Origin of the sequence: Plantibacter sp. T3, from assembly GCF_902506515.1 — a bacterium.
GTDB lineage: Bacteria > Actinomycetota > Actinomycetes > Actinomycetales > Microbacteriaceae > Plantibacter > Plantibacter auratus.
Genome location: NZ_LR733287.1, coordinates 1 through 26,485, shown reverse-complemented (window position 1 = coordinate 26,485; position 26,485 = coordinate 1). Strand labels below are relative to the sequence as shown.

Below are 26,485 nucleotides of genomic sequence, written 5' to 3'. Positions count from 1 at the left end.
GGTGAACCCGTTGTGTACTAGTGAGTACCCACTAGGAGGCCACTCAATTGACGATCATCACTGCGCTGTTCGCCGTGGGCTGCGTTGTGCTCGTGACCAAGCTGCCTCGGCTGCTCCGAGGCGAGGGCACGAACGCGTTCGTCGCGACGCTCTTGCTCACGCTCTCGATCGGCCTCGCGATCCCACAGCCATACCTCGTGATCGACCGGCTGCTGGGTGGCCACAACGTCGCCAACCTGATCTTGCACTTGATGCTGACCGCAGCGTTCTTCTTCATCGGTCTGGGCCTGGCTGACGCCCACCTTGGCGAGCGGGCTCGACGGCTCATCAAGGGCCCGGTGGGCCTGGTGGTTCTTGCTCTCGTGCTCGGGCTCACGATTCTGTTCTTTGCCCTGAGCGACACATCGGACAGTGCGAGCGGCATGTCCGCGGTAGATCGCCAGTGGACGATCACCGCTTACGGCACGATGGGCCGGGTGTACCCGGCTTTCATCGCGTTGGCGATCATTCCACCGATGGCTGCCGCCGTCGCGAATCAGAAGCGTTCTCGGTCGCTGCGCGTCGTTTCGGCGCTACAGGTCGCTGCGTTCTCGATCACGGTGCTGACGCTCCCGATCCAGGCGCTCGAACTGATCCCGGGCGTCAACGTCGGAGGGATCTACACCGTTCCGACGTGGATCGCGGTCGGGTTCTTCCTCGCGGGGGCTGTGGGGCTCGAGCTAGCTCGTTACCAGGGCCAGGATCGGCAGGTAGCAGAGGAAGACGGCAACGCCGCTGCCGTACCCAGCTAGGACCTGGAGGGGAGTGTGTGCGCTCTCCCTGACGCGGGCCCAGCCGACTGCGACTGGGACGAGCAGCAACACGCCCGCGATGAGGGGCGGCAGATAGGTGAACTGCAGGACGCCGACGAACGCGGCTATGGCTGCGTGGATCGAGAGCTTCCACACGAGGTTCACGGCTGTCACAACCAGGAGCCCGAGTATCGAGGCGATCCCGACTGCGAGGAGCTGAGCGCCGGCACCGAGCCAGATCAGCAGCGATACCCCGACGATGACTGACACCAGCACGCAGGCCAGAATCGGCCCGCGCTGGCGTCGTTCGGAGACGAATCGCCCGCTCACCCGGCCCGAACGGGCGAGGAGAATGAGCGCGGCGTAGGGCAGTACGGCGATCAACAGCGATCCGAGCAGCGCGGTCCAGATGCCGCGCGCCCCGGTTTGCGCCCCAGCTTGGACGAGGGCGAACGTCAGGAGGGGTGCCGGCCCGAACATCTCTGACAGCACCTGGGCGACACGGAGGCTACTGCGCGGGCTCGAAGAAGGTTGCACCCAAAGACAGTAGTGCCAGCCGCTCTAGAGGTTGCGGCGAAGCCGGTCGTCTATCTCCTGCGCGTCCGACACGTCGTCAGCCTCCGCGACTGCTGCGCGCTCGATCGCGTCGGAGAGCAGTGCCTCGTGCGGAAGATCCAGACCGCTGCACAGGGCGAGGAACTCGTAGACCGTTGCCGGGCGTCGCCCTCGCAAGATCCGCAGGACGGTCTGCGGGTTGAGACCGACCCGCCGAGCGAGCACGGTCGGAGTGACGTCAGCCGCGGCCGTGTGCGAGCGAAGCACCAGCGCTAGGGCGCGCTGTAAGTAGGTTTCGCTCGGAAATGCGGGCATCTGTCAATCGTAGAGGGAAGGAGCTTCACCTCACGCAGCGCAAACCGGTGATTTCCCTCGTTTGAGCCTCAAATTTGATAGTCTGAATCTGTTTAGAACGTACATATCCAGATTTGACGCCGTCGTGTCGGTTGTTTGGGGGACTAATTGCCCCTCAGGTCGCCTGGTTCCGGCCACCCGTCCGCGGTAACGAGCGCAGAACTAGAGGGGGCCACAGTGTGGCGTGATTTTGTCAGCGAAGCTGACGGCACAGTCCGAGTCGATGGGGAACAGGTACACGCAGCCGACGGGGGCAGTGCATACGGCGCAGCTATTGCCCTGTTCGCCGCAGCAGCGGGGGAGCAGGGCGCTCCTGTGCTCGTGCGCAGCTCTGGTGAGGGCGGGGAGACCTGGTTCACCGTGAGCGCGGAGGGCACGATCGCCGTCGCCGCTCACCCGGACGAAGCGTCGAAGGAAGTACCCACGACGACGGGGGAACGCCCGCGGGCGACGTCGGCCGAATCAAGGGCCACCAGCCACGCCGTGCCGGCCGTGCCGGTCGAGGTTGATACCAACACCCCAGAAACGCGCCGGAAGCCCTCAGCGGCCGATTTTGGGTCGCACAGGGCCGAACGCGCCCCCGGGCCGGCCGAAGAGGGTTGGCGGGGTGTCGTCAACGAGATGAGCGGTCACGCGTTCCGCCTGCCGCCGAGCTGCGCGGAGTTGCAGCGACGCGCCTGGCGTGCGGCCGCGCAGCGGGGACTGTCCGGGCACAAAACGATCGTGTTCGTGAACCTGAAGGGCGGCGCGACGAAGACCACGGCGACGTTCCTGGTCGGCGCGACGCTGGGCCGGGTGCGCGGCGGGAACGTGCTGGCGTGGGACAACAACGAGAACCAGGGCACCCTAGAGCAGCTGTCCATGGCGGCGTCGCACGACAACACCGCGACGGACCTCCTGGCCAACATCGACCGGTTCGCGATCCCGTCGAACTCGCCCGAGTTGACGAACTACATGCGGCCGCAGGGTGAGAACCGGTTCCACGCGCTCGTCTCGCAGAACGAGGCGTCGAACCAGGAAGTGATCGACGGTTCCGCGTTCGTGCAGCTGCACGGGATGCTGCGGCAGTTCTACCACCTGATCCTCGTGGACACCGGCAACGCCGCCACGGCGAGCACCTGGCAGGCTGCGGTGGAAATCGCTGACGAAATCGTGCTCGTCGCGCTGAACAAGCGCGACTCCACGAAGAAGCTCGCCGCGACCGTGGACATTCTGATCGCGCAGGGCTTGGAGTCCAAGCTCGCCCGCGGCGTGCTGATCCTCACCGAGCCGGCCGCGCCGGCACGCAAGGGCAGTAACCGCGACAAAGCAAGCGACGAGCGACGCGGATACATCGCGGAGCACTTCGGTCACTACGTCCGCGACGTCGTGAACGTGCCCTACGACGAAGCGCTGTCAGAGGGCGACGAAATCGTCTACGAGAACCTGGCACCGGCCACGCAGCGCGCGTACCTCGCAGCGACGGCGGCAATCGTCGATGGGCTCTGACATGTCGATAGTCACCCTCGCGCAGCTGAACGGGCCGATGTGGGCCGTTGACGGTCGAACCGTCGAGGTCCCGGCCGGCCAGCACCCCGCCCGAACCGTACTCGAGGCGGTGCCTGCGGCCGGCGGAACAGTCGTCGAGCTCAACGTGCGCCCGACCGGTCAAGAGCCCTTCACGCTCACCCTGGGCGCGGACGGAGCGGTCACGACGAACGCCCTCACCGACCCGCGTATCCTGCACTGGCTGCGGCCGGCGCAGGCGCGGCCGGCGACCGGCGGGGGAGCGGCCGAACCGGGTTGGCACCTGTTCGGCGCTCACCACGGCTCCGGCGTGAGCACCTGGACGGAACTGCTCGATGGTGTCGAGCTGGCCGACCCGGGCAGCTACAGCGGCCGGCTGCTCGTCGTCGCTCGGACCACCTTGCAGGGCGTCGAGGCGGCTAAGAAGCTCACGCACCGGGCCGGTGCAGTGCTCATGGTCCCTGACGCCCCCGGCGCCCTACCTGCGGACGTTCGGCGGGGCATCAAGGTGCTCTCCGGCGTCGCTCCGATCGTCCGTGCCCCGTGGATTCCCGCGCTCCGCGGGACGCTCACCGTTTCACACACCCCAGCCGTGGCAAAAGCCGCAGCGAAAACCGCTGCGGGCATCCGCAGCACCTGGAAGGACACACCATGATTGAAGTTCTCGACGCGGTATCGACCTCGATTGTCGCCGCCCCGTACTGCATGCCGGAAGCAGCGCAGAATGCTCTGGACACAGGGGTGTTCTGGATGAGGATCGTCGCGGTCTCGCTCGGCGTCATCGCGTTGATCATGATCGGCATCGGCATGTTCTACTCGGCCCGCCGCGGCGACGGTGGCGAAATGCTCAGCAAGCTCGGTTGGTTCATCGCCGGCCTGATCGTCGTCTCCGCTGCGGCCGGCATCGTCTCGATCTTCCTCGCCACGCCGACCGGCTGCACCCCTGGGGGTGTCTGATGGACCGCCGACGGACGAACCAAGTCACCATGTGGGCCGCGATCGTCTTCCTGGTGTTCGTGCTGATCGCCGTGCTGGTGATCTTCCTCGTTCCGAACGGGGAACCCGACGCGGCCAACACGTCGAGCCCGGCCAACACCAAGCCGGCCCCGAGTGCAACGCCGACGGAAGTGGCTGGGATCGGCTGCGAGGCACCGCCCAGCGACAACCGGAAGGTGCCGGCCGACTTGCGCTGGGAAGTCTCAACGGTAAGCGGCGTCACCTGGCCGGTGTCGGACACCGTTGGACCGACCGAGACGACCGAGGGATTCGCCTCGTGCTTCGAGCACTCGCCGGTCGGTGCAGCTCTCGCCGCTGTCGCGATCAACTTCTCGACCACCGATCGGACACAGCTCGACGTGGCCAAGTTCTACCTGGCTGACTCCCCGGGCCGCGACTACGTGCTGGCCAACACCGCACCGGATGCGTACTCTCCAATCGCCCGGCAGATGCAGGAGAACGGATTCTCGCTCGTCGGCTTCCGTGTTGAACAGTACGACGGCGATAGCGCGTCGATTCGCCTCGTCCTCCGAGCCCCTGGCAGCACCACGGGCTACCGGGGCATTCCTGCGCCGATGGTGTGGGCTGACGGTGACTGGAAGTTGAAGCCGCTGGACAACGGCTCGACCGGTCAGCCGACCGACGAGCGCGACGGCGACTTCACCGATTGGACGGCTGCCGGCAATGGCTGACGACTGCGGTCTAATCGACGTCTCCTGCGGCGTCTCGAACCTCGTCGGCGGCGAGCTGGAGAAGTTCGCGAAGGACGTCCTGGCCGGCGCGAATGACCTGTGGAACGGGTTCTTCACATCCTGGATCAACTCGGGTCTAGACGGCGTTGTCGGCGGTTCCACAGCGGACTGGTTCGCCACTATCGCTCTGCCAATTCAGGCTGTCCTGCTGACGCTGGGGCTCATGGTCGCCGGCATCCGCACGATGCTCTCGGCGCGGGGTGACCACCTCGGAGATGCCGCCAAAAGAACGTTCCGCGCCCTGGGAATCATTTTCGCCGGCACGACCCTGTTCGGCATTCTGCAGGTGGGGTCGAACGCCCTGGCCAAGTCGATCCTGGACGCGGCGACGGAGGGCACTCCGGCGGTCCTCTGGGACGCGGCGACATTCAGTTCCAACGTGGCCATGGGTCTGATCTTCGGAATCTTCGGGCTGCTGGCCGTGGGGATTCAGTGGATCATCATGATTCTCCGGGCGATCGCCGTTTCTGTGCTCCTGCCGTTCTGGCCGATCGCGGCTTCTGGGGCGCTGTTCGAGAAGCACGAAGCAATGTGGGAGAAGACCACCGGGTGGCTGCTGGCGTTCCTGCTGTACACACCGGTTGCCGCCGCGATCTACGGCCTCGCGATCAAGTTTCGCGACGGGAAAGACGGCGCTGAGGCGTCGATGTACGGCATTGCCGTGTTCATCCTCGCGATCTTCGCGCTGGCGGCCATCATGCGCCTGGTCGTCCCGATCACCTCTGCGATGGGCCGAGCGAGTGCCGGCGCTATGGCGATGGGTGCCGCGAAGACGGCCGTTGTCGCGACGGTTGCTGCGGGTTCCGCCGTGGCCACGGCGGGCGCTGCGGCTCCTGCCGCTGCGGCCGCGGCCAAGGGCGGTAGCAGCGCGGCCACAGCCGCTGGGTCCGCCGCAAGTGCCGGCGGATCGGGCGCTGCCGGCAGTGCGGGCGCGCCTGGTGCCACGGGCAGCGCAGGACAGGCCGGCGGCTCTGGCTCAAAGGGTGGAGCCGGTACGGCCGGCGGGTCCGGTTCGTCTGGTAGTTCGGGATCCTCGGGCTCTGGGCGGTCAGGTTGGGACGCCGCCCGTGATCTTGGAAACGCGATGCCCGGCGGGAGCCGGGGAGTGGGGGACATGATCGATGAGTGAGCAAACAGAAGCTCCGCAGCGGGTCCGGTTCGGCGTATGGCTGCCGACAACCCGCATGACCCTCGGCGGGCTGACAGTGCCCGGCTGGGCGGTGCTGATCGGGTCGCTGGTGGTCGGCGCGATGATCTCGACCCGCGGCCTGTTCTTGGAGGGCGTGATCCTGGTCGGCGCTGCGCTGCTGTTCGAGCTGGTGTTCGTCATCCGCTTCGGGGGAGACGCGACCGGCCGCACCATCGCGGACCGTGTGATGACCGCGCTGTCCGGCGTAATGCGCGCCGACCGTGGTGAGACGAGGTTCAACTCTGGCCTGTTCTCTACCCTGCCGGCGGACGCGATCACCTCGCTGCCGGGCATCCTCGCGAACCTTCGCGAAATCGACGGCACCGATGGCCTCGGCCGGCCGTTCACGCTGCTGCACAACCCGCGGACCAAGACGCTGACGGCGGTGCTGTCCTGCAACGCCGACGGCACCGACATGCAGACACAGCAGATGATCGACCGGGACGTCGTTGCCTACGGCGGCTGGATCGCCTCGCTGTCCGCCGATGAAGCGCTGGCCGGGGCGACGGTCGTCGTTGAGTCGGCACTGCGTGACAAGGGGCCCCTGATCGAGCGCATCGTGTCCGACATCGACCCCGACGCCCCTGAGGTCGCCCGTCGTCACAGCTTGGAAGCCGGCGAGGAACTGCCGGCGAAATACTCCGAGGTAGCGACGTGGGTCACGCTGTCCTGGTCGATCCCGTCTCTGGCGGCTTCCGTCGAGGACGCCGTGGCCGAGGTCGCGTCCAAACTGCCGTATCAAGTCGATGCGCTCCGCAACGCTGGCGGCGGAGCCGTCACCATTGCCACCAGCGAACTCCTGGCCGAGGGGCTGCGTGTCGCCTACGACCCCGAGCGCTCGGCCGAGTTCGCGAGTGACGCGCTGCGCGGGCAGCACTCCGGTCTCCGGGTGACGCAGGCTGGCCCCGACTACTTCGATGACGAGGCCAAGCGCATCTGCCTGCACGACGGCGTTGCGTCGATGACAGCACTCGTGCTGGCCCCGCCGAAACTGCACATCACCGAGGACACCATGTCGGCGTTGTTCCGCCCGTCAGAGCGGTTCTTGCGGAAGCGGGTCGCGATCTTCTACCGGGCGGTTTCGCCGGAGAAGACCGTGCAAATGGTCGAGCGATTGGGCGCGAGCGCATCGACCGCGGCGACCGCCAAAGCTCGCCTGACGGCGCACGACAAGGCGATGATGGCGAAGGCCGGGAAGCTGGAATCCGAGGTCACGGAAGGGGCTTCGGTGACACGGTTCGCGATCGCTGTTACGGCCACGTTCGAGGCCGACGAGCGGGCGTATCGGGAGGCGCTGGTGAAGATGAAGTCGCTGCTGTCACAGTCGGCGCTCTCGTACCGGTTCTGCGACTACGACTCAGGCCCGGCGTTCCACACCACGCTCCCGCTCGGCGTGCTGCCCTGGCTGCACGAGTCGCAGGTCGAAACGATCATGAAGGGCATGTCATGAAGCGTCTGCCGGCGTGGGCGCGCTCACGCCCCCGCGCGCTCACCCGCGCCGGGTTCGCCGGCCACGGCGGTGGCCGGTGGGGACGCATTCCGGCCGCGCCGCTCTGGTACGGGTCCTCCGTTCAGGCGAACGGCATCTACCCATTCACTGCGGGCACGGCCCGTCCGGTTTCCGGTGCGCCTTCTGGGACCGATCTGCTGACTCACACGGCCGTTGCAATCGATCATGAGGCGCTCTACCGGGAGGGCATCATCTCGTCGCCGTCCATGATGTTGTTCGGCATCAACGGCGTTGGAAAGTCCACTAGTGCTCAGACGATCATCCTCGGCCAGATGGGCCGCGGGCTGGTCCCGGCGGTGTTCAACCCGTTGAAGCGCAACGAGCACACCCCGCTGGTCGAGCAGGCCGGCGGGGCGGTGTTCGACTTCGGTCCGAACGCCCGCCACCAACTGAACCTCCTGTCGCTCGGCCCACTGGGTCAGGCGGCTGCGCGTATCGGTGGGGCCACCGGCGCAGAGCTGCGGGAGCTGGCGGTGTGGAAGGTCATCAAGCAAGCGCAGCTCGCCCTCCGGGTGAGCCGTGGCCACGCCCTCCGGGACTCGGAGGACGCTGTGGTGCAGGCGCTCGTGCAGTCGATCTTGGACCGCGACGACACCCCCGTTACCGGTGACCTCGCTCGAGCATTCGCAGCCCCTTCTGAGCGGGTGTTGTCCGTTGCACGGCAGCGCTCGGCTGAGGGGTTCGAAGAGAAATACACGGCGCTGGGCGACTCGATCGGGGCGCTGCTCTCCGGTGACCTCGGCCGGCTGCTTGGTGGTACGGAGTCGGTCGAGATTGACCCGGGCAACCGGGGAGGGTTCTGCTTCGATACGTCCTCGATCCCGGAGAACGCTACGACGTTGCTGTCCACGGCGATGCTCGTTTCGTGGTCGCTCGGTATGGACGCGATCGACGCTCACTGGGAGTTGGCCAAGCACGAAACCGCCCGCGCTGCGGAGGCAGCGGAGGCCGGTGACTTCTACGTGCCGGCGGTCAAATGGACCGGATACACGACGCTCATGGATGAGTTCTGGCACCCGATGCGAGCGGCCAAGGGCATCGTTGACCGAGTGGACGCGCTGTCGCGCACGAACCGCTCAAAGGGCACTGCGGAGATGAAAATCACCCACTCACCCAAGGACATGATGTCGCTCCCCGACCCGGAGGACCGTGAGAAGGCGCGCGGGCTTGCAGAGCGCTCCGGCCTGCTGGGGCTCATGGCGCTGACGACTGATGACCTGCACGAGCTGTCGAAGGTGAAGCCACTGACCGACAAAGAGATTCAGCTCGTGTCGAGCTTCAACGCCGCGTCTGCGTGGGGCAAGCCGCCCCGCAGATCGCAGGACGTGGGCGACGCGAGCGAGGCCCCTCCGGGTGCCGGAAAGATCTTGTTCAAGGTCGAGGGCCGGCCGGGGGTACCGGTGCAGATGGTGCAGACACCGACACAGAGAAACCTTCACATCACCGATGAGCGCTTCCGCGAACAGCGGCGCGCTGACCTGATCCGCCGGGGGGCGTAGCCATGTCCGCAGTCACACGCAGAACCGAATCCGCCGCTCCCGTCATCGCGCTCCTATGCGCGGTGGCGGTTGCTGCCGGCGTGGCGTCCATCTGGACGATCGCAGCTTGGTTGTCGGGGGCCGGCCTGGGGTTCGTTGATCCGATCGGAGCGATCCGTCGCGGCGACCCGTGGACAGGCGCTCACACCGCGGCCGCGGTGTTCATCGGCGCCATTTTCCTGATCGTTGCGGTGCTGGCGATCATCGCCGCGGCGCGGGCGGCGAAGAACCGCACGCCGGCCGACCGGGCGGCTCCGAAGATGGGAACCGGACGCGCGATCGCGCCGCTGCTGCCGGCGGCACTGCGCAAGCGCCACGCCCGGATGGGTATCCCGGCCGAGTTCGTCGGCGTGACCGTCGGCTACACCGTCGCCGGAAAGGTGCCCGTCCGCGCCTCCTACGAAGACACCGTGACGCTGATCGCAGGACCCCGGCGCAACAAGTCCGCAGCGACCGTGATTCCCAACGTGCTCGCAGCACCCGGGACGTGCCTCATCACGTCGATGAAGCCCGACATCCTCGCCGACACCCTCGCTGCGCGGTCCGCGCTCGGGACGGTGCACGTCCTCGACCCGCAGCGCCTTGCCTCCGCACACCGCGGATACGACACCTGGTGGAACCCACTGGCGAAGGTCCGCACGACGGAGGACGCCGCGGCCCTCGCCGCGGTGTTCGCAGCCGCGACCTACGGCGCGGCCGGCAACGACGACCCGTTTTTCTCTTCGAACGGACGGACGCTCATGTCGGACTACCTGTTCGCTGCGGCCGTGTCGGGTGAGTACCTGCCAACGGTCCTCGAATGGCTGAACCACCCGGAGAACCCGATCCCGCAGCTCGCGTTGAAGGATGACTATCCGCACCTCGCGTCGCGCATCAAGGCGATGGTGGACCTGACCGAACGCACGCGGTCCGGTGTCTACGCCTACGCCCGCGAAGCGCTGAGCTTCCTCGCGTCCGACTCGATTCGGGCGTGGGTTCAGCCAATCCCCGGCGCTCCCGAGTTCGACCCGGAGGCGTTCGTCGTGGCCGAGGCCGACACGCTCTACCTGTTCAGCGAGGAAGGACCCGGCTCAGCCGGCCCCCTCGTCGCCGCGCTCACCAAGGCGGTCCTGACGGCCGCGGAGAACGCCGCGAAGGCTGAACCCTCCGGCCGTATGCGGGTGCCGTTCATGGCGATTCTCGATGAAGCCGGCAACATCTGCCGCATCCCGGACCTGCCCGACAAGTACAGCCACTACGGCTCCCGCGGCATCATCGTGATCACCATCCTGCAATCGCAGGAGCAGGGCGAAAACGTCTGGGGTGTGACCGGCTTCGGGCAGCTCTGGGCATCCTCCACCGTCCGGGTGTTCGGTGGCGGCAACGCCTCGAACGCGTTCCTGCGCGACCTCTCCGAGCTGATCGGAGACTACGAGTACAACGAGTCGTCCGCCAGCACGAGCAACGGTCAGCGCACCGTCAGCCGGTCCCGCCGCTCCGAGCGGATCATGGACGTGGCCGACCTCGCTTCCCTCTCGCTCGGCCGAATGGTCGTGTTCGCGTCCGGGTGCCGGCCGGCACTCGTGCGGGCGGTCCCGTGGTGGGAGGACAAAGCGCTGGTGAAGCTCCACACCGCGGCCGCAGCGACGTCCGCGAACGACGACGCCGAGGTTCTGGAGGACGCCGCATGACCACCGAGAACTACCCCACGCTGACAGTGGAGATCCCGTTGGTGACTGCCGATGACTTCTACGCCCACATTGCTGCTGTGGAGCGGATCGAGGACGGCGCAGCGCCGATCGCACTCCGTGAGCTCGGCACTCGACTACTTGCCGCCGACCCTCGCTACACCACCGAAACCGACGAGCACGGGCACCTGATCCAAGCCACGCTCAACACCCCGGAAGGCTCTACCGATGCTGTCTGAACACCTGCCCCTGACCGACGTCCCCGTCGGCCTCGCTGAGTTCGTCGACGGCGTGCTCCTGGCGCGCCTGACCACCCTCGGCAAGAACGAAGTGTGGTGCGCCAGCTGGCGCGAGCACCCCGATGCCGTGCACCGCCTCGCGGCGATCCAGGACGAATGGCAACGGATGATCGCTGGTGAAGACGCGGAGCTGCACGCGTTCATCCGCGACGTCCTTGACTACCATCTACCGCGTCTGGTCGCTCGGCACGACGGCGGCGTCTTCGCTTCATGCGAGTTCAGACACATCGAGCCCGCTCGCCTCGATTCGGTCGTGCAACCGGGCTGAACTGACGATACATCCGGCAAAATGTGTCGAGATGAATGACTTTTTTGACCACGTTCCGTACCCACGAGTAATCGCGGAAGGCTTCACCGACGAAGAACTAGCGGCTGTCCGACCTCTCTGCGGAAACCTGGTGCGGATGACCCGCTCGTGGCACCACGAGGAACACGATGTGCTGTTGGATGCCAGCAACGACATTCTCACCCCCTCGCCTGTCCCGTTCCGGATCGTCTTCATGTCGCCACCGGCCAAGACTTCCGAAGGCAGCTTTATAACTCCCTTCTCAGTTGCCTACACCCAATTCAATCCCGCGAGAAATCTAGAAGTCATGCCGCATGCTGCTGCGGAGAAGATCGAAACGCTCGTTCGAAACAGCTGTGTACCAGATCCTGGTGCCAACTACAGGGGAATCATGCTTCCGGTTTCACTGTCCCTCACTGGGACGCCCCTCCTGCGCGAATCGCTAAGTGGTCCGCGGGTTCTCGCGGCGATCTTCGAGAGCAACGCTCGGCCAGACAAAGCCGACGAATACAGTTCAACCCTGTGGCTCCCGGCATCCGCTCGTCCTTATTTGGCGGACTGGGTTCGATACGCAATTTCGCGCTGGCGACAGTTCCGCCCTGACCTGTTCCCTGAATCCGCCGAGTGGCGATCGGGCGATGAGTGGGCTTCTTCGAGCGAGCTTCGCGTGCGCGCGACCCTCGTAGAATTCGACCAGAAGGAAGCTGAGAGGGTGTCCGAGGCCGCGGTGGAGCGAGACGCGCTGGTGAAGCACGTAGAACTTGCTCAGACAGAAGGAGACGAACATCGCCGCCTCCTAGAGTCAACTGGCGAAGAGCTTGTGACCCGCGTGCTCGGTGTCCTAGTAGACCTCGGATTCGAGGTGGTCGATGCCGACCAGCTCCCACAGCACAAAGGCAAGAAACGTGAAGATCTTCGGATCAGCGATGGTGATTGGACCGCGGTGGCTGAGGTGAAGGGCTACACGGGAGCTGCGAAATCGAACGACCTGATGCAGGTTCAACAGGCCATGATGACGTACACGGCGACTGAGGGAAAACTCCCGGACGCGGGTTGGTACATCATCAACGCTCATCGAGAAATGGACCCGTCGCAGCGCCCGGAACCGTTGTCGCAGCGCCCGGACGACGTTGCACTCTTCGCGAATAACAGCGAGGGAAGCGTGCTGGACGTCCGAGAGCTTTTCAGGTTGGGGCGCGCTGTCACTTCGGCTCAGCTGAGTGCAGACTCGGCGCGGGCCATGCTGCGACAGAACAGGGGCTACTTCAGATGCCCTCCGCTGAGCTAGCGCTCGGCTGTAGGCGACTTGTCCGGGACGCTCTGCTGACGCTCACGCGCCAGCCGAGCGTCCCGCTGCTGTTCCCGCCCGGTGACGCGCTGACGCTCCGCGTAGGCGTCGTCTTTCGACTTCTCCTGTGCCGGCGTGCCCGGCTGCGGTGCGGCCGGCTGCTTCGCGGCCGGGGCTGGGTCGCGGCGCAGCCCGTTGTGGTGCGCGATCGCGCGCTGCTCTGCGGCCCGCGCAGCACCCAACTTGCCGCCTGCGCCGGCAGCGACCGCAGCGCGCGCCCATGCCTGCCGCTGCGCCTCCGACGGCCGCGGCGTCGGCGCAACCCGGTGCCGGTCCTCGAACGCCCTGCGCGCCGCCTCGGCCTCCTTCTGCGCGGCCGCGCGCCGGAACACCGACGCTGACGCTGCGGCGCTCTCTGCCCGCTCTACGGCCGCGTAGTCGGTCACCCACTGCTGCTCCCCCGCGGCGACGGCCTCGCTCGAGGTATCCCCTTCGAGCTGCGCCCGGTGCTGGGTGGCTGCGTCCGCCTCGTGGCCGGCGGATTGCACCGCAGCTGCGTAGTCGTCCACAGGTGTCTCCGGGTGGCGGCTCTGCCATTGCTCGCGGGCGCTCTCCCACGCCCGGACCTCCGCGCGGTGCACTCGTTCTTCTGCGGCCAGGCGCGCGGCGCGCAGCTCACGGTTGTAGCTGTCTGGCAACACCACTCCTTCCACGTCGCGCTCGACGGTCGCGATTGCGGCCGCGGTGCCCCGGTCGCCGGCCTCGCGCCCCATCGCCGTGACGAACAGGTCGCGGGCGTCGGCGCGATCGCCGGCAACGATGTGCAGGGCGTTGTGGGCGCGGCCGCGGGTCGCGGCAACGTACACGGCCTGAGCGGATGAACCGTCGCTGACGACGCCATGCCCGTAGTCCACCGTCGCGCCCTGCACGCCGTACTCCGTCGAGGCGTAGGCCAGGTGCGTGTGTTCCTCGACGTACTCGCGCGGGAGCCGCGCTGTGCGCGCGCCGGCCTTGACCTGGACGGACCCGTCCTCGTGCACCCGATCCACCGTCCAGGTGTCCCGGTTCGCGACGCCCAGCTCGCTGTTGTTCTGCCGGGTCATGAGGCGGTCACCGATCCGCAGGGTGAGGCTGTCACTGCCGGCCACCTCGACCGCCGGGGTGCGCGTGCGGCCTGCGCGCTCGTGGGCGGCTTGCACCAGTGCGTTGACCTCTGCGGCCTGCTCGTTCGTGGCCACGGCCACGGCCACGGTCGCGCCGGCCTCGGCCTTCGCGGCGACGTCGCTCGTGATCGCCGCCCACGCTGCTTCGTCGGTGTCGTGAATGACGATGTTGCCGCGCTCGTGCAGCTTGTCGAACAGCGCGCCGGGTGCCTCGCGATCGCGCATCTGCAACGTCAGCTCGGCATACCCTTCCTCGCGGAACCGGTACAGCTCCGACAGGTCGAGCGGCCGCGGTGAAGCCGCGACGGCCATGTCGAGGACCCCACCGCGACCGATCGCCGGCAGCTGCGCCCGGTCACCGATGAGCGCGAGACTCGCGTCGCCCTCGTCTGCGACGGTCATCACCGCGTGCATGAGGTCCTGATCCAACATGCCGGCCTCATCGATCACCAGACGGGTGTCGGCATCGACGGTGAATGCCTCGGACGGTCCCTCGTACAGGACACCGCTCACGGGATCGACGTCGCCTACTTCGAGGCGCGTCCAACGGCCGTCGTCGTCCCAGCGGAACCCGTGCTCGTGGACGAGCTTGTGCGCGCTCGACGCGGCCGCGCCGATCGACGCCGCGGCTTCGTTCGCGGCGCGCAGCGTCGGCGCGAGGACGACGAACCGGGTTGCCTCGGACGCTCCGACCTCGCGTGCGGCCAGCTCCTTCGCCGCGGCGAGCATCGTCGTTTTGCCGGACCCCGCTGCGCCCTCGATGACGACGAGCGGTGCCCGGGTCGCCAGCGCCCGGGCGGCGAGTGACTGCTCCGCGTTCAGGCCCTTCAACGGCTTGGCGTTGGCGTCGAGCGCGAGCCCGGATTCGAGGCCGCGGGCGGCGAACCCCTCGCGGAGTTCCCGCTCGATCCGCTGCACGTGCTCGCTGGTGTAGTGCCGCACCCAGTTCGGCAGCTGGCCGGTCACTTCGACGGGCAGCGACGGCAAGCTCCCCGCTATTTCTTTGGCCATGTTGCGGGCGTAGTCCACGACCCGCTCAGGCTCAGCGGTGACGCCGGCTGCACCGATGAAAACGCCGATGTGGCCTTCAAGGTCGGCCAGCGACCATGCCGACGATCGAGCGCCCGCGACGGTGACAACGTGCTCCGCGATCGCCGCACGGTCGAGCTGGTTGAGGGTGGTCGATGCCGGCAGCTCGACGGGCTCGAACCCATCGACTTGCAGGCCGGCGTCGCGCAGCTCGGTGAGCCACTTGCTCTCCGCACTCTCGGTCGCTTGCACCTTCTGCGGCCGCTCGAACGCCCATGCCTGTTGGTCCCAACGGCGCAGCACTGCGGCGTCCGGCTCTTGCCCTGGGTGCTGCTCGCGCCATGCCGCTTCGAACCGGGCAAGGTTGCTCTGAATCTGGTTCGCCCGCTTCGACATCGTGCGCGCCTGCTGTTCGAGGTTCGTGACCTTCCCGGTGCTCGGGTCGAACGTGAACCCGGCCGCTGCGAGGGCTTCTTGCAGGCCGTCGTGGGAGTGGATCGCGGCCTCACCGACGCCACGCAATGCGCCCTGCTGCTTCAACGTCGCAGCGGTGTGCATGCCCCGCCACTTGCCCTCCGCGAACACGCGCGTATTCCACTGAACGTGAACGTGACGATGCGGGTCGCCGGCACGCGAAGAACGGTGCACAACCGACACCGATTCGAGCCGTTCCACGGGCACGAGCTTCTGCTCTCCACGCGGTCCTGTCCGCGTCACGGTGTTCTGCGCCATGTACTTGTTCATGGCCTCGGCCGCTGCGGCCTGTGCCTCGTCTAGCGCTGCCGAAACCGCCGGGTTGAGTGCCGCTGCGACTGACAGGCTCTTGTCGCAGTTGACGGTCATCTCAACGAATCGCGGTGACGCCGGGTTGACCACGACTTCACCGTCCTTGGTGACGCGGGTCTCTTCTCGCGGCCGTCCACGGCTCGCGCCGCTCTCCGGCTCTTTCCAGTCAACCCACGCCTGATAGTCGGTCCCTGAGAGGGTCGCTTCAGCCGTCAGCAGGCCCCTGCTGTCCCACGCCGTCCACTGGGCAACTGCTCCTGCGTCGGCCAAGTAGTACTCGTCGGCGTGCGAGTGGTCCGATTCGAGGTAGGCGCGCGCAGCGGCTCCCGCCCCTCGAAAGAACACCAGTCCGCCGCGCATACCGGCAGACTACTACGGCGCAAAGCCCGTAGCATACGTGCATCCGTTTATGAAGCTTTTCAGGTTCGAACGCAGTTCGACACCTGGGGAGCTGAGTCAAAACGGATCTTTGCCTTGGTCTGTGGGTGCACGTACTCTGAGGTACATGACCAAATCAGTGCAGGAACTCGTCCACGAACAGGTTGCAGCGAAGATCGCTGCGGGAGAAGCGTTGGAAGCCGCGGTCGCAGAGGTCGGCCGGGTTCAGGACGCACTCACTTCGGCCGAAGCTGAGGCCAGCAAGCACCGCAGGGCTGCGCTCAAAGCGGGATGGACCGAAGCTGAGCTAAAGAGTCTTGGTCTTGCTCCGCGGCCGCGCACGCGCCGTCGCGCCGCATCGGCTCCGACCGCCGCCCCTGAGAGCGGAACAGGCGAATGATCCGGGCAGCGCGTGCCGGGGGCGTCCTCGCGCTGCTCACCCTCGGAACCATCACTCTGACCGGGTGCGTCGGTGCAACTGAACCCGACCCCACCCGCTCACCTTCCTCGACGCCGAGTGCGTCGGGTAACCCCTTCGGGACGCCTGGTCCCGGGACGATCGCGCCGACCGGCGGGGCCTCCGACGACGAAGCCGCACCGGACCCGAACGCGGCGACCGACGCCTCTCGTGCTGCGTTCGATGCGCTCACCGCGTACTGCCGGCCGACGCTGCCAAAGTCGCAGTGGATCGCGGAGCTATCGCCGCTCCTGACCGCCCGCGGCGTCACCGCATACGAGACGGTGGACCCGGCCGTCGTACCGTGCACGGCTGTCACGGGTGAACCTGCCGTGCGCGACGGCGACGACTCGTTCACGTTCCGCATCAACGTTCCCACCGATGCCGGCATGTATGAGGTGTACGTCACCCGCTCGTACACGACGGCCCCATGGTTGGCCGAACGAATGTCACCCGCCGAATGAACCAGCGCGGATTTGCCGGTGTCATCACCGCCGCGATCGCAGCGCCGGCCGCGCTCATCCTCGGCCTGGTGCTCGCCGTGGCGTCCCTCGGGAGCCCGGCGAACGCCTGCGCCGCAGCAACCGGCGTCGTGGACGCGACGAAGATTCCCACTGACGCGAACGTCGCCGGCTTCTCCCAATCACAGCTCGCGAACGCGGCCGCGATCGTCAACGCCGCATCCGCGCTGGGCCTCCCGCCGGCCGCGCAGACCATCGGCGTGCAGGCCGCGATCGGGGAGTCCTCGCTCGTGAACATCGGCTACGGCGACGAAGGCGACGGCGTGACCAACCCCGACGGCTCCCCCACCTGTTCACTGGGCCTGTTCCAACAGCAATGGTGCCTCGGAGACTGGGGCACCAAAGAACAAGTGATGGACCCGACCCACGCAGCGACCGCGTTCTACCAGCGGCTCGTCGGCGTGGCCGGCTGGGAGGGCCTGGAACCATCGTTCGCGATCAACGCCGTGCAGATCAACGCCGACCCGTACCACTACACGAAGTTCCGCGCCGCGGCCGTGGAAGTGACCGCGTACCTCGCAGAGCTTGGCGGTGGTTCCGCCGGCGGCGGGTGCAGCGTCTCAGGCGACGCCCAGCAGCTCGCGCAGGGCCTCCAAACGGCGATGGACAACGGCACACTGACGTTGCTCGAATCGCGCTACGCAGAGCAGATCACAAACATGGCCAACGGGACGGCCGTCGAGGGCTGCAAGCTCGACGTCCGCACGTTGCAGTTCATCACCCTGGCACTCGACAAGTTCGGCAGCATCGGCCTGTCCGACCTCAACAGACAGTGCACCGGCTCGCTGCTCGGTGCCGGTGAAGGATCGTCCCACTGGGTCAAGGGCGGCGGGATGGGCGTGGACTTCACCGTCGTAAGCGGGACAGCCCTCGACGGTCGCAACTCGGAGAGCCTCGCGCTCATCGACCTGTTGTCATCGGTCGCGCCGGACGGAACACGAGTCGGACAGATCCAGTGCCGCAGCGGGCAGGCCTGGCCCCACCTGACCGAAATCGAGGACTCGTGCAACCACGTGCACATCGACTTCGCCTACACCGATCAACCACTCAACATCACAAGCTGAGGGGCAGGTTCATTCGCCTGCGACGCAATCCCTGTGTACCACGCATCTATACTCCTGGTTCTTCATGAAGAATCCCGTCGGGAGTGTTGACAGATCCGCCTGTTTTGAGCGTCATGACTCCATAGGCCAGAGTCCCGTGCGCGCTGATCATCGCGCCTTCCAGTGACACGTGACCGTCGGCGCAGACCGTCGTGCCGCTAATAGTCACGACTGCGCCGTCTTTGACCTTCAGGTCTCGGAGTTCCACGTACCCCCCAACGACCTTCAAGTTTTCAAGATCCACGAATCCGCTGACCGTCATGTCCCTGAAAGCGAGGATCCCATCGTTGCTGATCGTGGCATTGTGGAGATCGAAGTATGCACCTTCGTCGATGTCGCAGTTCCGCAGATTGACCATGAAATCGATGTGTGAGCCGTCGAGATTGAGCGGTCGTTCGCACCAATTGGATGGATTTTCCCTCTTCAGGTGGTCTTTGATGACTGAGTAGCCAGCTTGTTTTACGGCGATCTCCTGGGGCGTTGTGCGCTGAGCCTCTCGTCGCTCAGTAGCGTCGAGCTGCGCGTGTTCCTCTTCGGTCAGTGGAAGGAGCATGTCGTCAGAACGGGGGGCTCGCAGGTATCCGGTGAGCACTTCAATACACACCTGAACCTCGTCTCGCTTGCCGAATGCACTCCAATCATCAGCGAGAGCGCCGAGTGCGAAGATTGCCGCTTGACGATTGACCGGCGATGGATCGCTTAGAAGATTCACTGTGGTAACGAAGCGATCCCGCAGTGCGCGTTCTGTTTCCGTGCCGCGTTGAATTTCTGCTTCCTGACGCCGCGACTGTTCGCGCTCCTGGTCGTTGCGCAGACGTACACGATCGCGCGCTGCCGCTTCAAGCTCCTGGCGGTGACGAGAGAGACTGAGCCCGACACCGACGAGGGCAATCGTGCCTCCGAGGGCGAACAGGACCGCATTCGTTGCAGGGCCGAGGAACGCGGCTCGCTCCTTCGAGGAGAGGTCCGGGAACCAATTCGCCAGCAGTTGGTCGGGGACTTTCGCTAGCGCGACGCCCCCGACGATGACGTAGAGAATCACGCCGAGGGTGACGTACCAGCCAAACTGTTTCCACAGTGGTGGCGTTTCGCCGCGCTGGGTCATGTTCCTATGATCCCAGCAGCCGCGCCACGAAGTCGTGGCCGTCTCGGAGCTCGACGACGCTCACACTCACGCTGATTCCTTCATGAGACGGGTTGAGGGGCCTGCGAGCTGCTGAACGCGCTGGTAGCTCACGCCGAGAATGGCGCCGGCCGCTTCCATCGGGTAGCCCTCTTCGCGGAGCTTGCGTGCTGCCTCGCGGCGCAGGGTGTCGGCGCGCTCGATCGCAGCTTTGCCGGCCGCGTTGGCGTCGTTGCTCTCGGTGACGAGCTGGACAATCGCGCTGGGCGCGTCGACCATAACCGTCACCTCGAGTTCTGTGGGTTCGATGTCGAGCCACACCGCGGCGAGATCCGAAGCCGCCTTCTTCACACCTCGGAACGTGAGTGCGGAACCGGTAGCGACGATCGTCGCCCCGCTGGGCGCGGCCGACGTAAGTTCCGGGATCGTGATCGTCCAGGTGCCGTCCTCGTCGCGGGTGGCGTGCGCTGTGAGCTGCGTTGTCATGGCTGTTCCTTTCAGTTCCAGTTGCTCGGGGTGTTGTTGAAGGCGTCCTGCACCTGGCGAACGATGCCGACTTTCACCGTGTCACCGTGGACCGGGATCGAGATTTTCGAGGTGCCGTCCGCGGATGACCAGATGTGGTGACTCCCTCGCGTTCGGATGTGCTCCCACCCCTGCGAACGGAGGAACTTGCTCACGTCCCGGTACTTCTGCGGCTTCGTCATGACTCTATACTAGCAGCACTTGTATTGGCGATACAAGTTACATTTGTAGTTTATTGGCGACGCTTGGTCACAGCTGACCGCCACACCCATGCCTCCTGGAACCCGCCGCCGAGAATTGGGAATCGGACCAGCACGGCGCGCTCATTGAAGGCCACCGCCTCTCCCTCGACCTGGACGGCACTCTCGGGATAGCGAACCCAAGCGAGCACCTTTTCAGGGCGCTCGGGCAGCTCCACGCCGGCCCCGGAAGCCTGGCGCTCCTGTTCAGTGAGCGAGACGGGGCGCGGGCGCGTCACGGCCGCGTTCACAGCCTCCCGCGACACGTCCGAGCCGTAGCGACGATTGCCTCCCATGGAACAAGATTAGAACACATGTTCGAATGCGCTCGAGGTGCCCATCGTTACGCTGTCATGTCGCAGGACATCGGTGGCGAATCTGCATCAGGACATCGGTGACAGCCAGGGTCATTCTGGTGGTGACACTCCGGTTGGGCAGGAGGTGCCACGTGCGGTTTTGACGCGGCGGCTGGGTTCGGCGCAGTTTCGTGGCGCGCGCGTGCTGCAGTGCGCCGTCCCGCTCCTTGACGGAATACCAGCGGGGGGTATGATGTTCCCCTGAGAGTACCCCTATGGGGTATCTGGATTTGAGAGAAGGAGAACAGCCATGAGCACGACCGAGTACGCGGTGACCGGGATGACCTGCAGTCACTGTGAGCAGTCCGTCACCGAAGAGGTTTCGCAGATCCCCGGCGTCAGCGCCGTTGATGTCTCTGCCGCTTCCGGGCGTCTGGTGATCACGAGCAAGGCCCCGGTGGAGGATGCCGCGGTGCTGGCTGCGGTGGACGAGGCCGGCTACGCCGCGACTCGCGCCTAGCCACCCACACTTCCCTGACGTTCGGAGACCTGATGCCTCACCCTGATGCGACCGCTGACCGTGGCGTGGAACTCGAAATCGGCGGCATGACGTGCGCGTCGTGCGCGATGCGAATCGAGAAGAAGCTGAACCGGCTCGATGGGGTGACAGCGACGGTGAACTACGCGACTGAGAAAGCGCGCGTGACCGTCCCGGCCGGGTACGACGAGCAGCTGCTCATCAGCGAGATCGAGAAGACCGGGTACACCGCAGCTCGGCCGTCTGCGCCGGCCGAGCCGGCCGGCGCAGAAGCGCCTGATGCGGAGTTGACGAGCTTGCGGAACCGCTTGATCGGTAGCGTGATCCTCACGGTGCCGGTGATCGTGCTCGCGATGATCCCGGTTCTGCAGTTCACGTACTGGCAGTGGCTGTCGTTGACGCTCGCGGCTCCGGTGATCGTGTGGGCGGGCTGGCCCTTCCACAAGGCCGCATTCACGAACCTGCGTCATGGTGCCGCGACGATGGACACGCTGGTGTCGGTTGGCACGTTGGCGGCGTTCGCCTGGTCGCTGTACGCACTGTTCTTCGGCATGGCAGGCATGCCCGGCATGACGCACGGATTCGAGTTCACCGCTGACCCGCTGGGCGGATCGAGCAACATCTACCTTGAGGTCGCTGCCGGGGTGACCATGTTCGTGCTCGCCGGGCGCTACTTCGAGAAGCGCTCCAAACGACAAGCCGGTGCTGCATTGCGGGCGCTGCTGCAGCTCGGCGCGAAAGAGGTCGCCGTCCTCCGCCAGGGGCGTGAGCTGCTGATCCCGATCGAAGAGTTATCGGTCGGTGATGAGTTCATGGTGCGGCCGGGTGAGAAAATCGCGACCGACGGCGTCGTGGTCGACGGGCGCAGTGCCGTGGACGCGTCGATGTTGACGGGCGAGTCGGTGCCGGCCGAGGTCTCCGAAGGGGACGCGGTTGCTGGAGCGACGGTAAACGCCGGGGGCAGGCTGGTTGTGCGTGCAACGAAGGTCGGCGCGCAGACTCAATTGGCACGGATGGCGCAGCTGGTCGAGGACGCCCAATCGGGCAAGGCTGACGTGCAGCGGCTCGCCGACCGCCTGTCAGGAATATTCGTCCCGATCGTGTTCGCGCTGGCGGTCATCACCTTCGCCGGCTGGCTGCTCGCCGGGTGGCCGCTCGAGGCGGCCTTCACCTCGGCGGTCGCGGTGTTGATCATCGCCTGCCCGTGCGCGCTCGGACTCGCGACACCGACGGCGCTGCTGGTCGGCACCGGCCGTGGAGCTCAGCTCGGCATCCTCATCAAGGGTCCTGAAGTACTCGAGTCCACTCGCCGTATCGACACCATCGTGCTGGACAAGACTGGAACGGTCACCACTGGGCGGATGAGCGTCCGCCAGGTGCTCCCGGCCGTTGGCACGTCGGCCGAGGAGCTGCTGCGGATCGCGGGCGCTGTGGAGCACGCTTCCGAGCACCCCATCGCTCGTGCCATCGCCGCTGAGGCCGCCACTCATGGCCAACTCCCACCGGTTGAGTCCTTCCAGAACCGGGAAGGACTGGGCGTCGAGGCGATCGTCGAGCGGCACTCGGTGATCGTCGGACGCGAAAGCCTGCTGGCCGATTGGTCACTGGAGCTGCCCGCGGAGCTCGCCGAGCAGAAGGCAGCTGCCGAAGCCGACGGGGCGACCGCCGTGGCCGTCGCCTGGGACGGTCTGGTGCGTGGCATCATCACCGTCGCGGACGCGGTCAAGCCCAGCAGCGCCGAAGCCATCGCCGAACTGCGCCGACTCGGTCTCGATCCGATCCTGCTCACCGGCGACAACCGGTCCGTCGCGGACCGAATTGCCAGTGAGGTCGGCATCAGCACGGTCATCGCGGAGGTCCTACCCGAGGGAAAGGTTGACGTGATCCGTCGCCTGCAGGCAGAGGGTCGAAGCGTGGCGATGGTCGGCGACGGCGTGAACGATGCCGCAGCCCTTGCCACCGCTGATCTGGGGTTGGCGATGGGCACGGGAACGGACGCTGCTATCGAAGCAGCCGATCTGACCCTCGTGCGCGGAGATCTGCGCGTCGCGGGTGATGCCATCCGTCTGGCCAGGCGTACCCTCGGCACCATCAAAGGCAACCTGTTTTGGGCGTTCGCGTACAACGTTGCAGCGATCCCCCTGGCAGCGTTCGGTCTGCTGAACCCGATGATCGCCGGCGCGGCGATGGCCTTCTCCAGCGTCTTCGTCGTCGGCAACAGCCTCCGACTGCGCAGCTTCTCCAGCCGCATCACAACCTCACCGTCACCGACGGCACGCCGAGACACCACGTCCGCAACCGAAAGGATCGCCGCATGAGCGACAACTGCTGCACCCCCACCCACCAGCACACTGCCGCATCCGCCCCAGCAGGCCGTGATCTGCTCGCCGGAACCCCCACCGCAGACGTCGCGGAATGTCCCGTGATGAAGGGCCGCACGGTGGTGAAAGCCACCGCTGAAGCGGCTGGCCTCGTCCGCGACTACGACGGCAACCAGTACTGGCTGTGCTGCGCCGGATGCGGGCCGGCGTTCGACGCCGACCCAGCCCGCTACGCCACGGCCTAACCAAGCCAGCCTCACCCGCTGACGCACCCCCACAGAGCACGTCCCCGAACATCCACCGGCAGAGGAACCACCATGACTGACCACACCGGGCACCACACCCCGACACCACCGCAGGTGCCCACCGAGCACTCACCAGCACCGCACGGGGAGCACACGGGACACGCCGGCCACGGCGAGCACCCCGACAACGCTCACGCCGGGCACGGCGGGCACGCCGGCCACGGGGACCACGTCGGTCAGTTCCGGCGCCTGTTCTGGATCATGCTCGTCCTCGCGGTCCCCGTCGTGGGGTTCTCGCCGATGTTCGCGATGATCCTCGGCTATCCGCTGCCCGACGCGGCATGGGTGGCGTGGATCTCGCCGGTGCTGGGCACTGTCATGTATGTGTGGGGAGGGCGACCATTCCTCACCGGGGCTGTCGGCGAACTGCGCACCCTGAAGCCGGGGATGATGCTGCTGATCGCGTTGGCGATCACGGTCGCGTTCCTTGCCTCCTGGGGCGCATCGCTCGGGCTGCTGGACCATGAACTCGACTTCTGGTGGGAACTCGCCCTGCTGATCGTGATTATGCTGCTCGGACACTGGATCGAGATGCGCTCCCTCGCGCAGACAAGCTCAGCGCTCGACTCTCTGGCGGCACTGCTGCCGGATGAGGCGGAGCGGGTCGAAGGCGATACCACGGTGAGCGTCGCGCCCGCTGATCTGCGCCTTGATGATGTGGTCGTCGTGCGGCCGGGTGGGCGTGTGCCGTCGGATGGGCAGATCGTGTCCGGCTCGGCGAGCATGGACGAGTCGATGATCACCGGCGAGTCCAAGACCGTGCGTCGCAGCGAGGGCGACCAGGTCGTCGCTGGCACCGTGGCCACCGACTCCGGCCTGCGGGTGCGGATCACCGCGGTCGGTGAGGACACAACCCTGGCTGGCATCCAGCGCCTCGTCACCGAAGCGCAGAACTCCACCTCCCGGGCGCAACGGATCGCGGATGTCGCGGCACGGTGGCTGTTCTGGTTCGCGCTAGGCGCCGGCATCATCACGATGATCGTCTGGAACCTGATCGGGTTGCCCGACGAAGCCGTCGTGCGCACGATCACCGTCCTCGTGATCGCGTGCCCGCATGCACTCGGATTGGCCATTCCGCTGGTTGTCTCGATCGCCACCGAGCGGGCAGCACGCGGCGGTGTCCTGATCAAGGACCGGCTGGCGTTGGAGAGCATGCGCACCGTCGACACGGTGCTGTTCGACAAGACCGGCACACTCACCAAGGGTGAACCCACCGTGACCGCGATCGAACCGGCCGGCGACCTGACGGCAGACGACGTCCTCGCCCTGGCTGCCGCAGCCGAGACGGACTCGGAGCACCCGTTGGCGCGCGCCATCGTGACCGCCGCAACCCACCGACGTCTGACGGTGCCTCGAGCCACCGAATTCTCCTCCTCGCCCGCGGTCGGCGTGTCCGCGACCGTCGACCGAGCTCGTGTGCAGGTGGGCGGGCCGAACCTGCTCGAACAAGCGCACCGAGCCGAGCTGCAGGTCGCCGACGAGTGGAGGCAGGACGGCGCGATCATCCTGCACGTGCTCCGCGATGGTGACGTCGTTGGTGCACTGAAACTCGCTGACGAGATCCGCGAGGAGTCCCGGCAGGCCGTCGACGCACTCCACGCGAGCAACGTGCAGGTCGTGATGATCACGGGCGACGCGGAAGCCGTCGCGAGGTCCGTCGCCACCGAACTCGGCATCGACCGCTACTTCGCGGGCGTCCGGCCCGAGGACAAGGCCGACAAGGTGAAGGAGCTGCAGAGCGAGCACCGCCGGGTGGCGATGGTCGGCGACGGCGTCAACGACGCTCCGGCTCTCGCACAAGCCGATGTCGGCATCGCGATCGGTGCCGGCACCGACGTCGCGATCGCATCCGCAGGCGTCATCCTTGCTTCATCCGACCCGCGTTCCGTGTTGAGTGTCATCGAACTCTCCCGGGCAAGCTACCGGAAGATGCGGCAGAACCTGTGGTGGGCCGCAGGCTACAACCTCATCTCCGTGCCGCTCGCCGCTGGCGTGCTGGCCCCGATCGGGTTCGTGCTCCCCATGTCTGTCGGTGCGGTCCTGATGTCACTGTCTACGATTGTCGTAGCGTTGAACGCGCAACTGCTGCGTCGCCTGCAGCTCGACCCCGAGACGAGTGCCCGCACCGCTCTGGCCCAGAGCACCCACGACGCCCGAACACCCGCCACTGCCACCAGGTGATCGAAGGAAAACTGACATGACCGACACCGCCCCAGTCCAGGACGCTGCACCCGCTGCGGATGCTTCGTCCGAGAAACCGCATCACGGGTACATCACCGACAAAGACCGCTACCTCACCCGGTTGAAGCGCATCGAGGGGCAGGCGCGTGGCATCTACAGAATGGTCGATCAGGAACAGTACTGCATCGACAACCTCACCCAGGTCTCCGCGCTCACATCCGCGTTGGAGAGCGTCGCACTCGGGCTGCTGGACGACCACCTCAAACACTGCGTCGTCGACGCCGTCAAGCTTGGCGGTGACGAGGGCGAAGCGAAGATCAAGGAAGCCTCAGACGCCATCGCGCGCCTGGTCCGCGCCTAACGCACGTCGGCGCTCCTCTATCGGCGACGCCTGGCCGACGTCGCAGACCGCGCCTGAAGGATCTGGCTATTTCTCAGCCACTCGCGCCTCGCCGCCGGTACTCTCAGGGGGTATACGTAGTCGGCCGCAGCCGGCGCGTTCCAATATGGCCGCACGTGTCTGGAGGTGACATGGCTTCGTTCATCCGAGCATCAGCTCAACAGCCACGTCGTCGTGGCCTTCGTCTGATGCTCCTCGGAGCTCTCGCGCTCGGGGCGCTCCTACTGAGTGTGATAGTCATGCATTCAGGAGCAACGTCGCTCTCGACACCCGCGTCCGCCGCCCTCCCAGCAGCCGCAGGCGATACAACCATGCTCACCGGTGCCGTCGACAGCACAACGCTCGCACCAGCTCCCACCCTTGCGGCGTCGATGACCTGCGGGCAATTC

At 66.3% G+C, this 26,485-nt stretch carries 26 protein-coding genes; 20 read left to right on the top strand and 6 right to left on the bottom strand.

The genetic code is table 11. The features are described from left to right. Positions 1-47 precede the first annotated feature (47 nt). Positions 48-791, top strand: coding sequence for a hypothetical protein (locus GV015_RS18795; protein WP_159880478.1), 744 nt, complete (start codon positions 48-50; stop codon positions 789-791). On the opposite strand, the gene GV015_RS18790 is transcribed toward GV015_RS18795, so the two are convergent. Together GV015_RS18790 and GV015_RS18785 are read right to left on the bottom strand one after the other, a co-directional pair. Then, the gene (locus tag GV015_RS18790; RefSeq protein WP_159880476.1) at positions 720-1,283 is read right to left on the bottom strand and encodes a phosphatase PAP2 family protein; all 564 of its coding nucleotides are present in this window, start codon (positions 1,281-1,283) and stop codon (positions 720-722) included. The genes GV015_RS18795 and GV015_RS18790 overlap by 72 nt on opposite strands. 69 nt (positions 1,284-1,352) lie before the next feature. After that, entirely contained in the window at positions 1,353-1,661 is a 309-nt protein-coding gene (locus tag GV015_RS18785) for a helix-turn-helix domain-containing protein (RefSeq protein WP_159880474.1), read from the bottom strand. 354 nt (positions 1,662-2,015) lie between these two features. On the opposite strand from GV015_RS18785, the gene GV015_RS18780 reads away from it, so the two are divergent. From GV015_RS18780 to GV015_RS18730, 11 genes are all read left to right on the top strand, one after another. Further along, a complete protein-coding gene (locus GV015_RS18780; RefSeq protein WP_159880472.1) occupies positions 2,016-3,188 on the top strand; it encodes a ParA family protein in 1,173 nt (390 codons plus the stop codon). A gap of 1 nt (position 3,189) precedes the next feature. Continuing rightward, on the top strand, positions 3,190-3,861 hold the full coding sequence (locus tag GV015_RS18775) for a hypothetical protein (protein WP_159880470.1): 672 nt from the start codon (positions 3,190-3,192) through the stop codon (positions 3,859-3,861). Positions 3,862-3,956: 95 nt separating this feature from the next. Then, entirely contained in the window at positions 3,957-4,163 is a 207-nt protein-coding gene (locus GV015_RS18770; protein ID WP_159880468.1) for a hypothetical protein, read from the top strand. A gap of 29 nt (positions 4,164-4,192) precedes the next feature. Then, entirely contained in the window at positions 4,193-4,894 is a 702-nt protein-coding gene (locus tag GV015_RS18765; protein ID WP_159880466.1) for a hypothetical protein, read from the top strand. Beyond that, on the top strand, positions 4,887-6,083 hold the full coding sequence (locus GV015_RS18760; RefSeq protein ID WP_159880464.1) for a hypothetical protein: 1,197 nt from the start codon (positions 4,887-4,889) through the stop codon (positions 6,081-6,083). The genes GV015_RS18765 and GV015_RS18760 overlap by 8 nt, the downstream gene beginning before the upstream one ends. Next, a complete protein-coding gene (locus tag GV015_RS18755) occupies positions 6,076-7,593 on the top strand; it encodes an SCO6880 family protein (protein WP_159880462.1) in 1,518 nt (505 codons plus the stop codon). The genes GV015_RS18760 and GV015_RS18755 overlap by 8 nt, the downstream gene beginning before the upstream one ends. Next, the gene (locus GV015_RS18750; protein WP_159880460.1) at positions 7,590-9,152 is read left to right on the top strand and encodes an ATP-binding protein; all 1,563 of its coding nucleotides are present in this window, start codon (positions 7,590-7,592) and stop codon (positions 9,150-9,152) included. The genes GV015_RS18755 and GV015_RS18750 overlap by 4 nt, the downstream gene beginning before the upstream one ends. An 80-nt stretch (positions 9,153-9,232) precedes the next feature. Continuing rightward, a complete protein-coding gene (locus tag GV015_RS18745; RefSeq protein WP_159880458.1) occupies positions 9,233-10,861 on the top strand; it encodes a type IV secretory system conjugative DNA transfer family protein in 1,629 nt (542 codons plus the stop codon). Continuing rightward, positions 10,858-11,097 carry a hypothetical protein gene (locus GV015_RS18740; protein WP_159880456.1) on the top strand — a complete coding sequence of 80 codons (240 nt, stop codon included), beginning with the start codon at positions 10,858-10,860 and terminating at the stop codon, positions 11,095-11,097. Before GV015_RS18745 ends, GV015_RS18740 begins: the two co-directional genes overlap by 4 nt. Next, positions 11,087-11,425: a DUF4913 domain-containing protein gene (locus tag GV015_RS18735; RefSeq protein ID WP_159880454.1), complete on the top strand. Its 339-nt coding sequence runs from the start codon at positions 11,087-11,089 to the stop codon at positions 11,423-11,425. The genes GV015_RS18740 and GV015_RS18735 overlap by 11 nt, the downstream gene beginning before the upstream one ends. Positions 11,426-11,561: 136 nt before the next feature. Continuing rightward, the gene (locus GV015_RS18730; protein WP_159880452.1) at positions 11,562-12,731 is read left to right on the top strand and encodes a hypothetical protein; all 1,170 of its coding nucleotides are present in this window, start codon (positions 11,562-11,564) and stop codon (positions 12,729-12,731) included. Here the strand turns inward: GV015_RS18730 and mobF are convergent. After that, the gene (gene mobF / locus GV015_RS18725) at positions 12,728-16,069 is read right to left on the bottom strand and encodes a MobF family relaxase (protein WP_159880450.1); all 3,342 of its coding nucleotides are present in this window, start codon (positions 16,067-16,069) and stop codon (positions 12,728-12,730) included. The genes GV015_RS18730 and mobF overlap by 4 nt on opposite strands. Before the next feature lie 145 nt (positions 16,070-16,214). Between mobF and GV015_RS18720 the strand changes: the two genes are divergently transcribed. Genes GV015_RS18720 through GV015_RS18710 form a run of 3 tightly spaced genes read left to right on the top strand, consistent with a single transcriptional unit; the run spans position 16,215 to position 18,129 of the window. Beyond that, a complete protein-coding gene (locus GV015_RS18720) occupies positions 16,215-16,487 on the top strand; it encodes a hypothetical protein (RefSeq protein ID WP_159880448.1) in 273 nt (90 codons plus the stop codon). Then, the gene (locus GV015_RS18715; RefSeq protein ID WP_159880446.1) at positions 16,484-17,008 is read left to right on the top strand and encodes a hypothetical protein; all 525 of its coding nucleotides are present in this window, start codon (positions 16,484-16,486) and stop codon (positions 17,006-17,008) included. The genes GV015_RS18720 and GV015_RS18715 overlap by 4 nt, the downstream gene beginning before the upstream one ends. Beyond that, positions 17,005-18,129 carry a hypothetical protein gene (locus GV015_RS18710; protein ID WP_159880444.1) on the top strand — a complete coding sequence of 375 codons (1,125 nt, stop codon included), beginning with the start codon at positions 17,005-17,007 and terminating at the stop codon, positions 18,127-18,129. Before GV015_RS18715 ends, GV015_RS18710 begins: the two co-directional genes overlap by 4 nt. A gap of 46 nt (positions 18,130-18,175) precedes the next feature. On the opposite strand, the gene GV015_RS18705 is transcribed toward GV015_RS18710, so the two are convergent. From GV015_RS18705 to GV015_RS18695, 3 genes are all read right to left on the bottom strand, one after another. Further along, positions 18,176-19,273, bottom strand: a complete 1,098-nt coding sequence (locus GV015_RS18705) for a hypothetical protein (RefSeq protein ID WP_159880442.1) — start codon at positions 19,271-19,273, stop codon at positions 18,176-18,178. Between the two features lie 66 nt (positions 19,274-19,339). Continuing rightward, positions 19,340-19,777, bottom strand: coding sequence for a hypothetical protein (locus GV015_RS18700; protein ID WP_159880440.1), 438 nt, complete (start codon positions 19,775-19,777; stop codon positions 19,340-19,342). 11 nt (positions 19,778-19,788) lie between these two features. Next, on the bottom strand, positions 19,789-19,998 hold the full coding sequence (locus GV015_RS18695) for a type II toxin-antitoxin system HicA family toxin (RefSeq protein ID WP_159880438.1): 210 nt from the start codon (positions 19,996-19,998) through the stop codon (positions 19,789-19,791). A 663-nt stretch (positions 19,999-20,661) separates the two neighbouring features. Between GV015_RS18695 and GV015_RS18690 the strand changes: the two genes are divergently transcribed. From GV015_RS18690 to GV015_RS18670, 5 genes are all read left to right on the top strand, one after another. Continuing rightward, positions 20,662-20,871: a heavy-metal-associated domain-containing protein gene (locus tag GV015_RS18690; protein ID WP_159880436.1), complete on the top strand. Its 210-nt coding sequence runs from the start codon at positions 20,662-20,664 to the stop codon at positions 20,869-20,871. A gap of 32 nt (positions 20,872-20,903) precedes the next feature. Then, positions 20,904-23,207: a cation-translocating P-type ATPase gene (locus tag GV015_RS18685; protein ID WP_159880434.1), complete on the top strand. Its 2,304-nt coding sequence runs from the start codon at positions 20,904-20,906 to the stop codon at positions 23,205-23,207. Next, the gene (locus GV015_RS18680) at positions 23,204-23,455 is read left to right on the top strand and encodes a hypothetical protein (protein WP_159880432.1); all 252 of its coding nucleotides are present in this window, start codon (positions 23,204-23,206) and stop codon (positions 23,453-23,455) included. The genes GV015_RS18685 and GV015_RS18680 overlap by 4 nt, the downstream gene beginning before the upstream one ends. Before the next feature lie 72 nt (positions 23,456-23,527). Further along, positions 23,528-25,696 (top strand): heavy metal translocating P-type ATPase, encoded by a 2,169-nt coding sequence (locus GV015_RS18675; protein WP_159880430.1) that lies wholly within the window; start codon positions 23,528-23,530, stop codon positions 25,694-25,696. A 16-nt stretch (positions 25,697-25,712) separates the two neighbouring features. Continuing rightward, entirely contained in the window at positions 25,713-26,057 is a 345-nt protein-coding gene (locus tag GV015_RS18670; RefSeq protein ID WP_159880428.1) for a metal-sensitive transcriptional regulator, read from the top strand. Positions 26,058-26,485 lie beyond the last annotated feature (428 nt).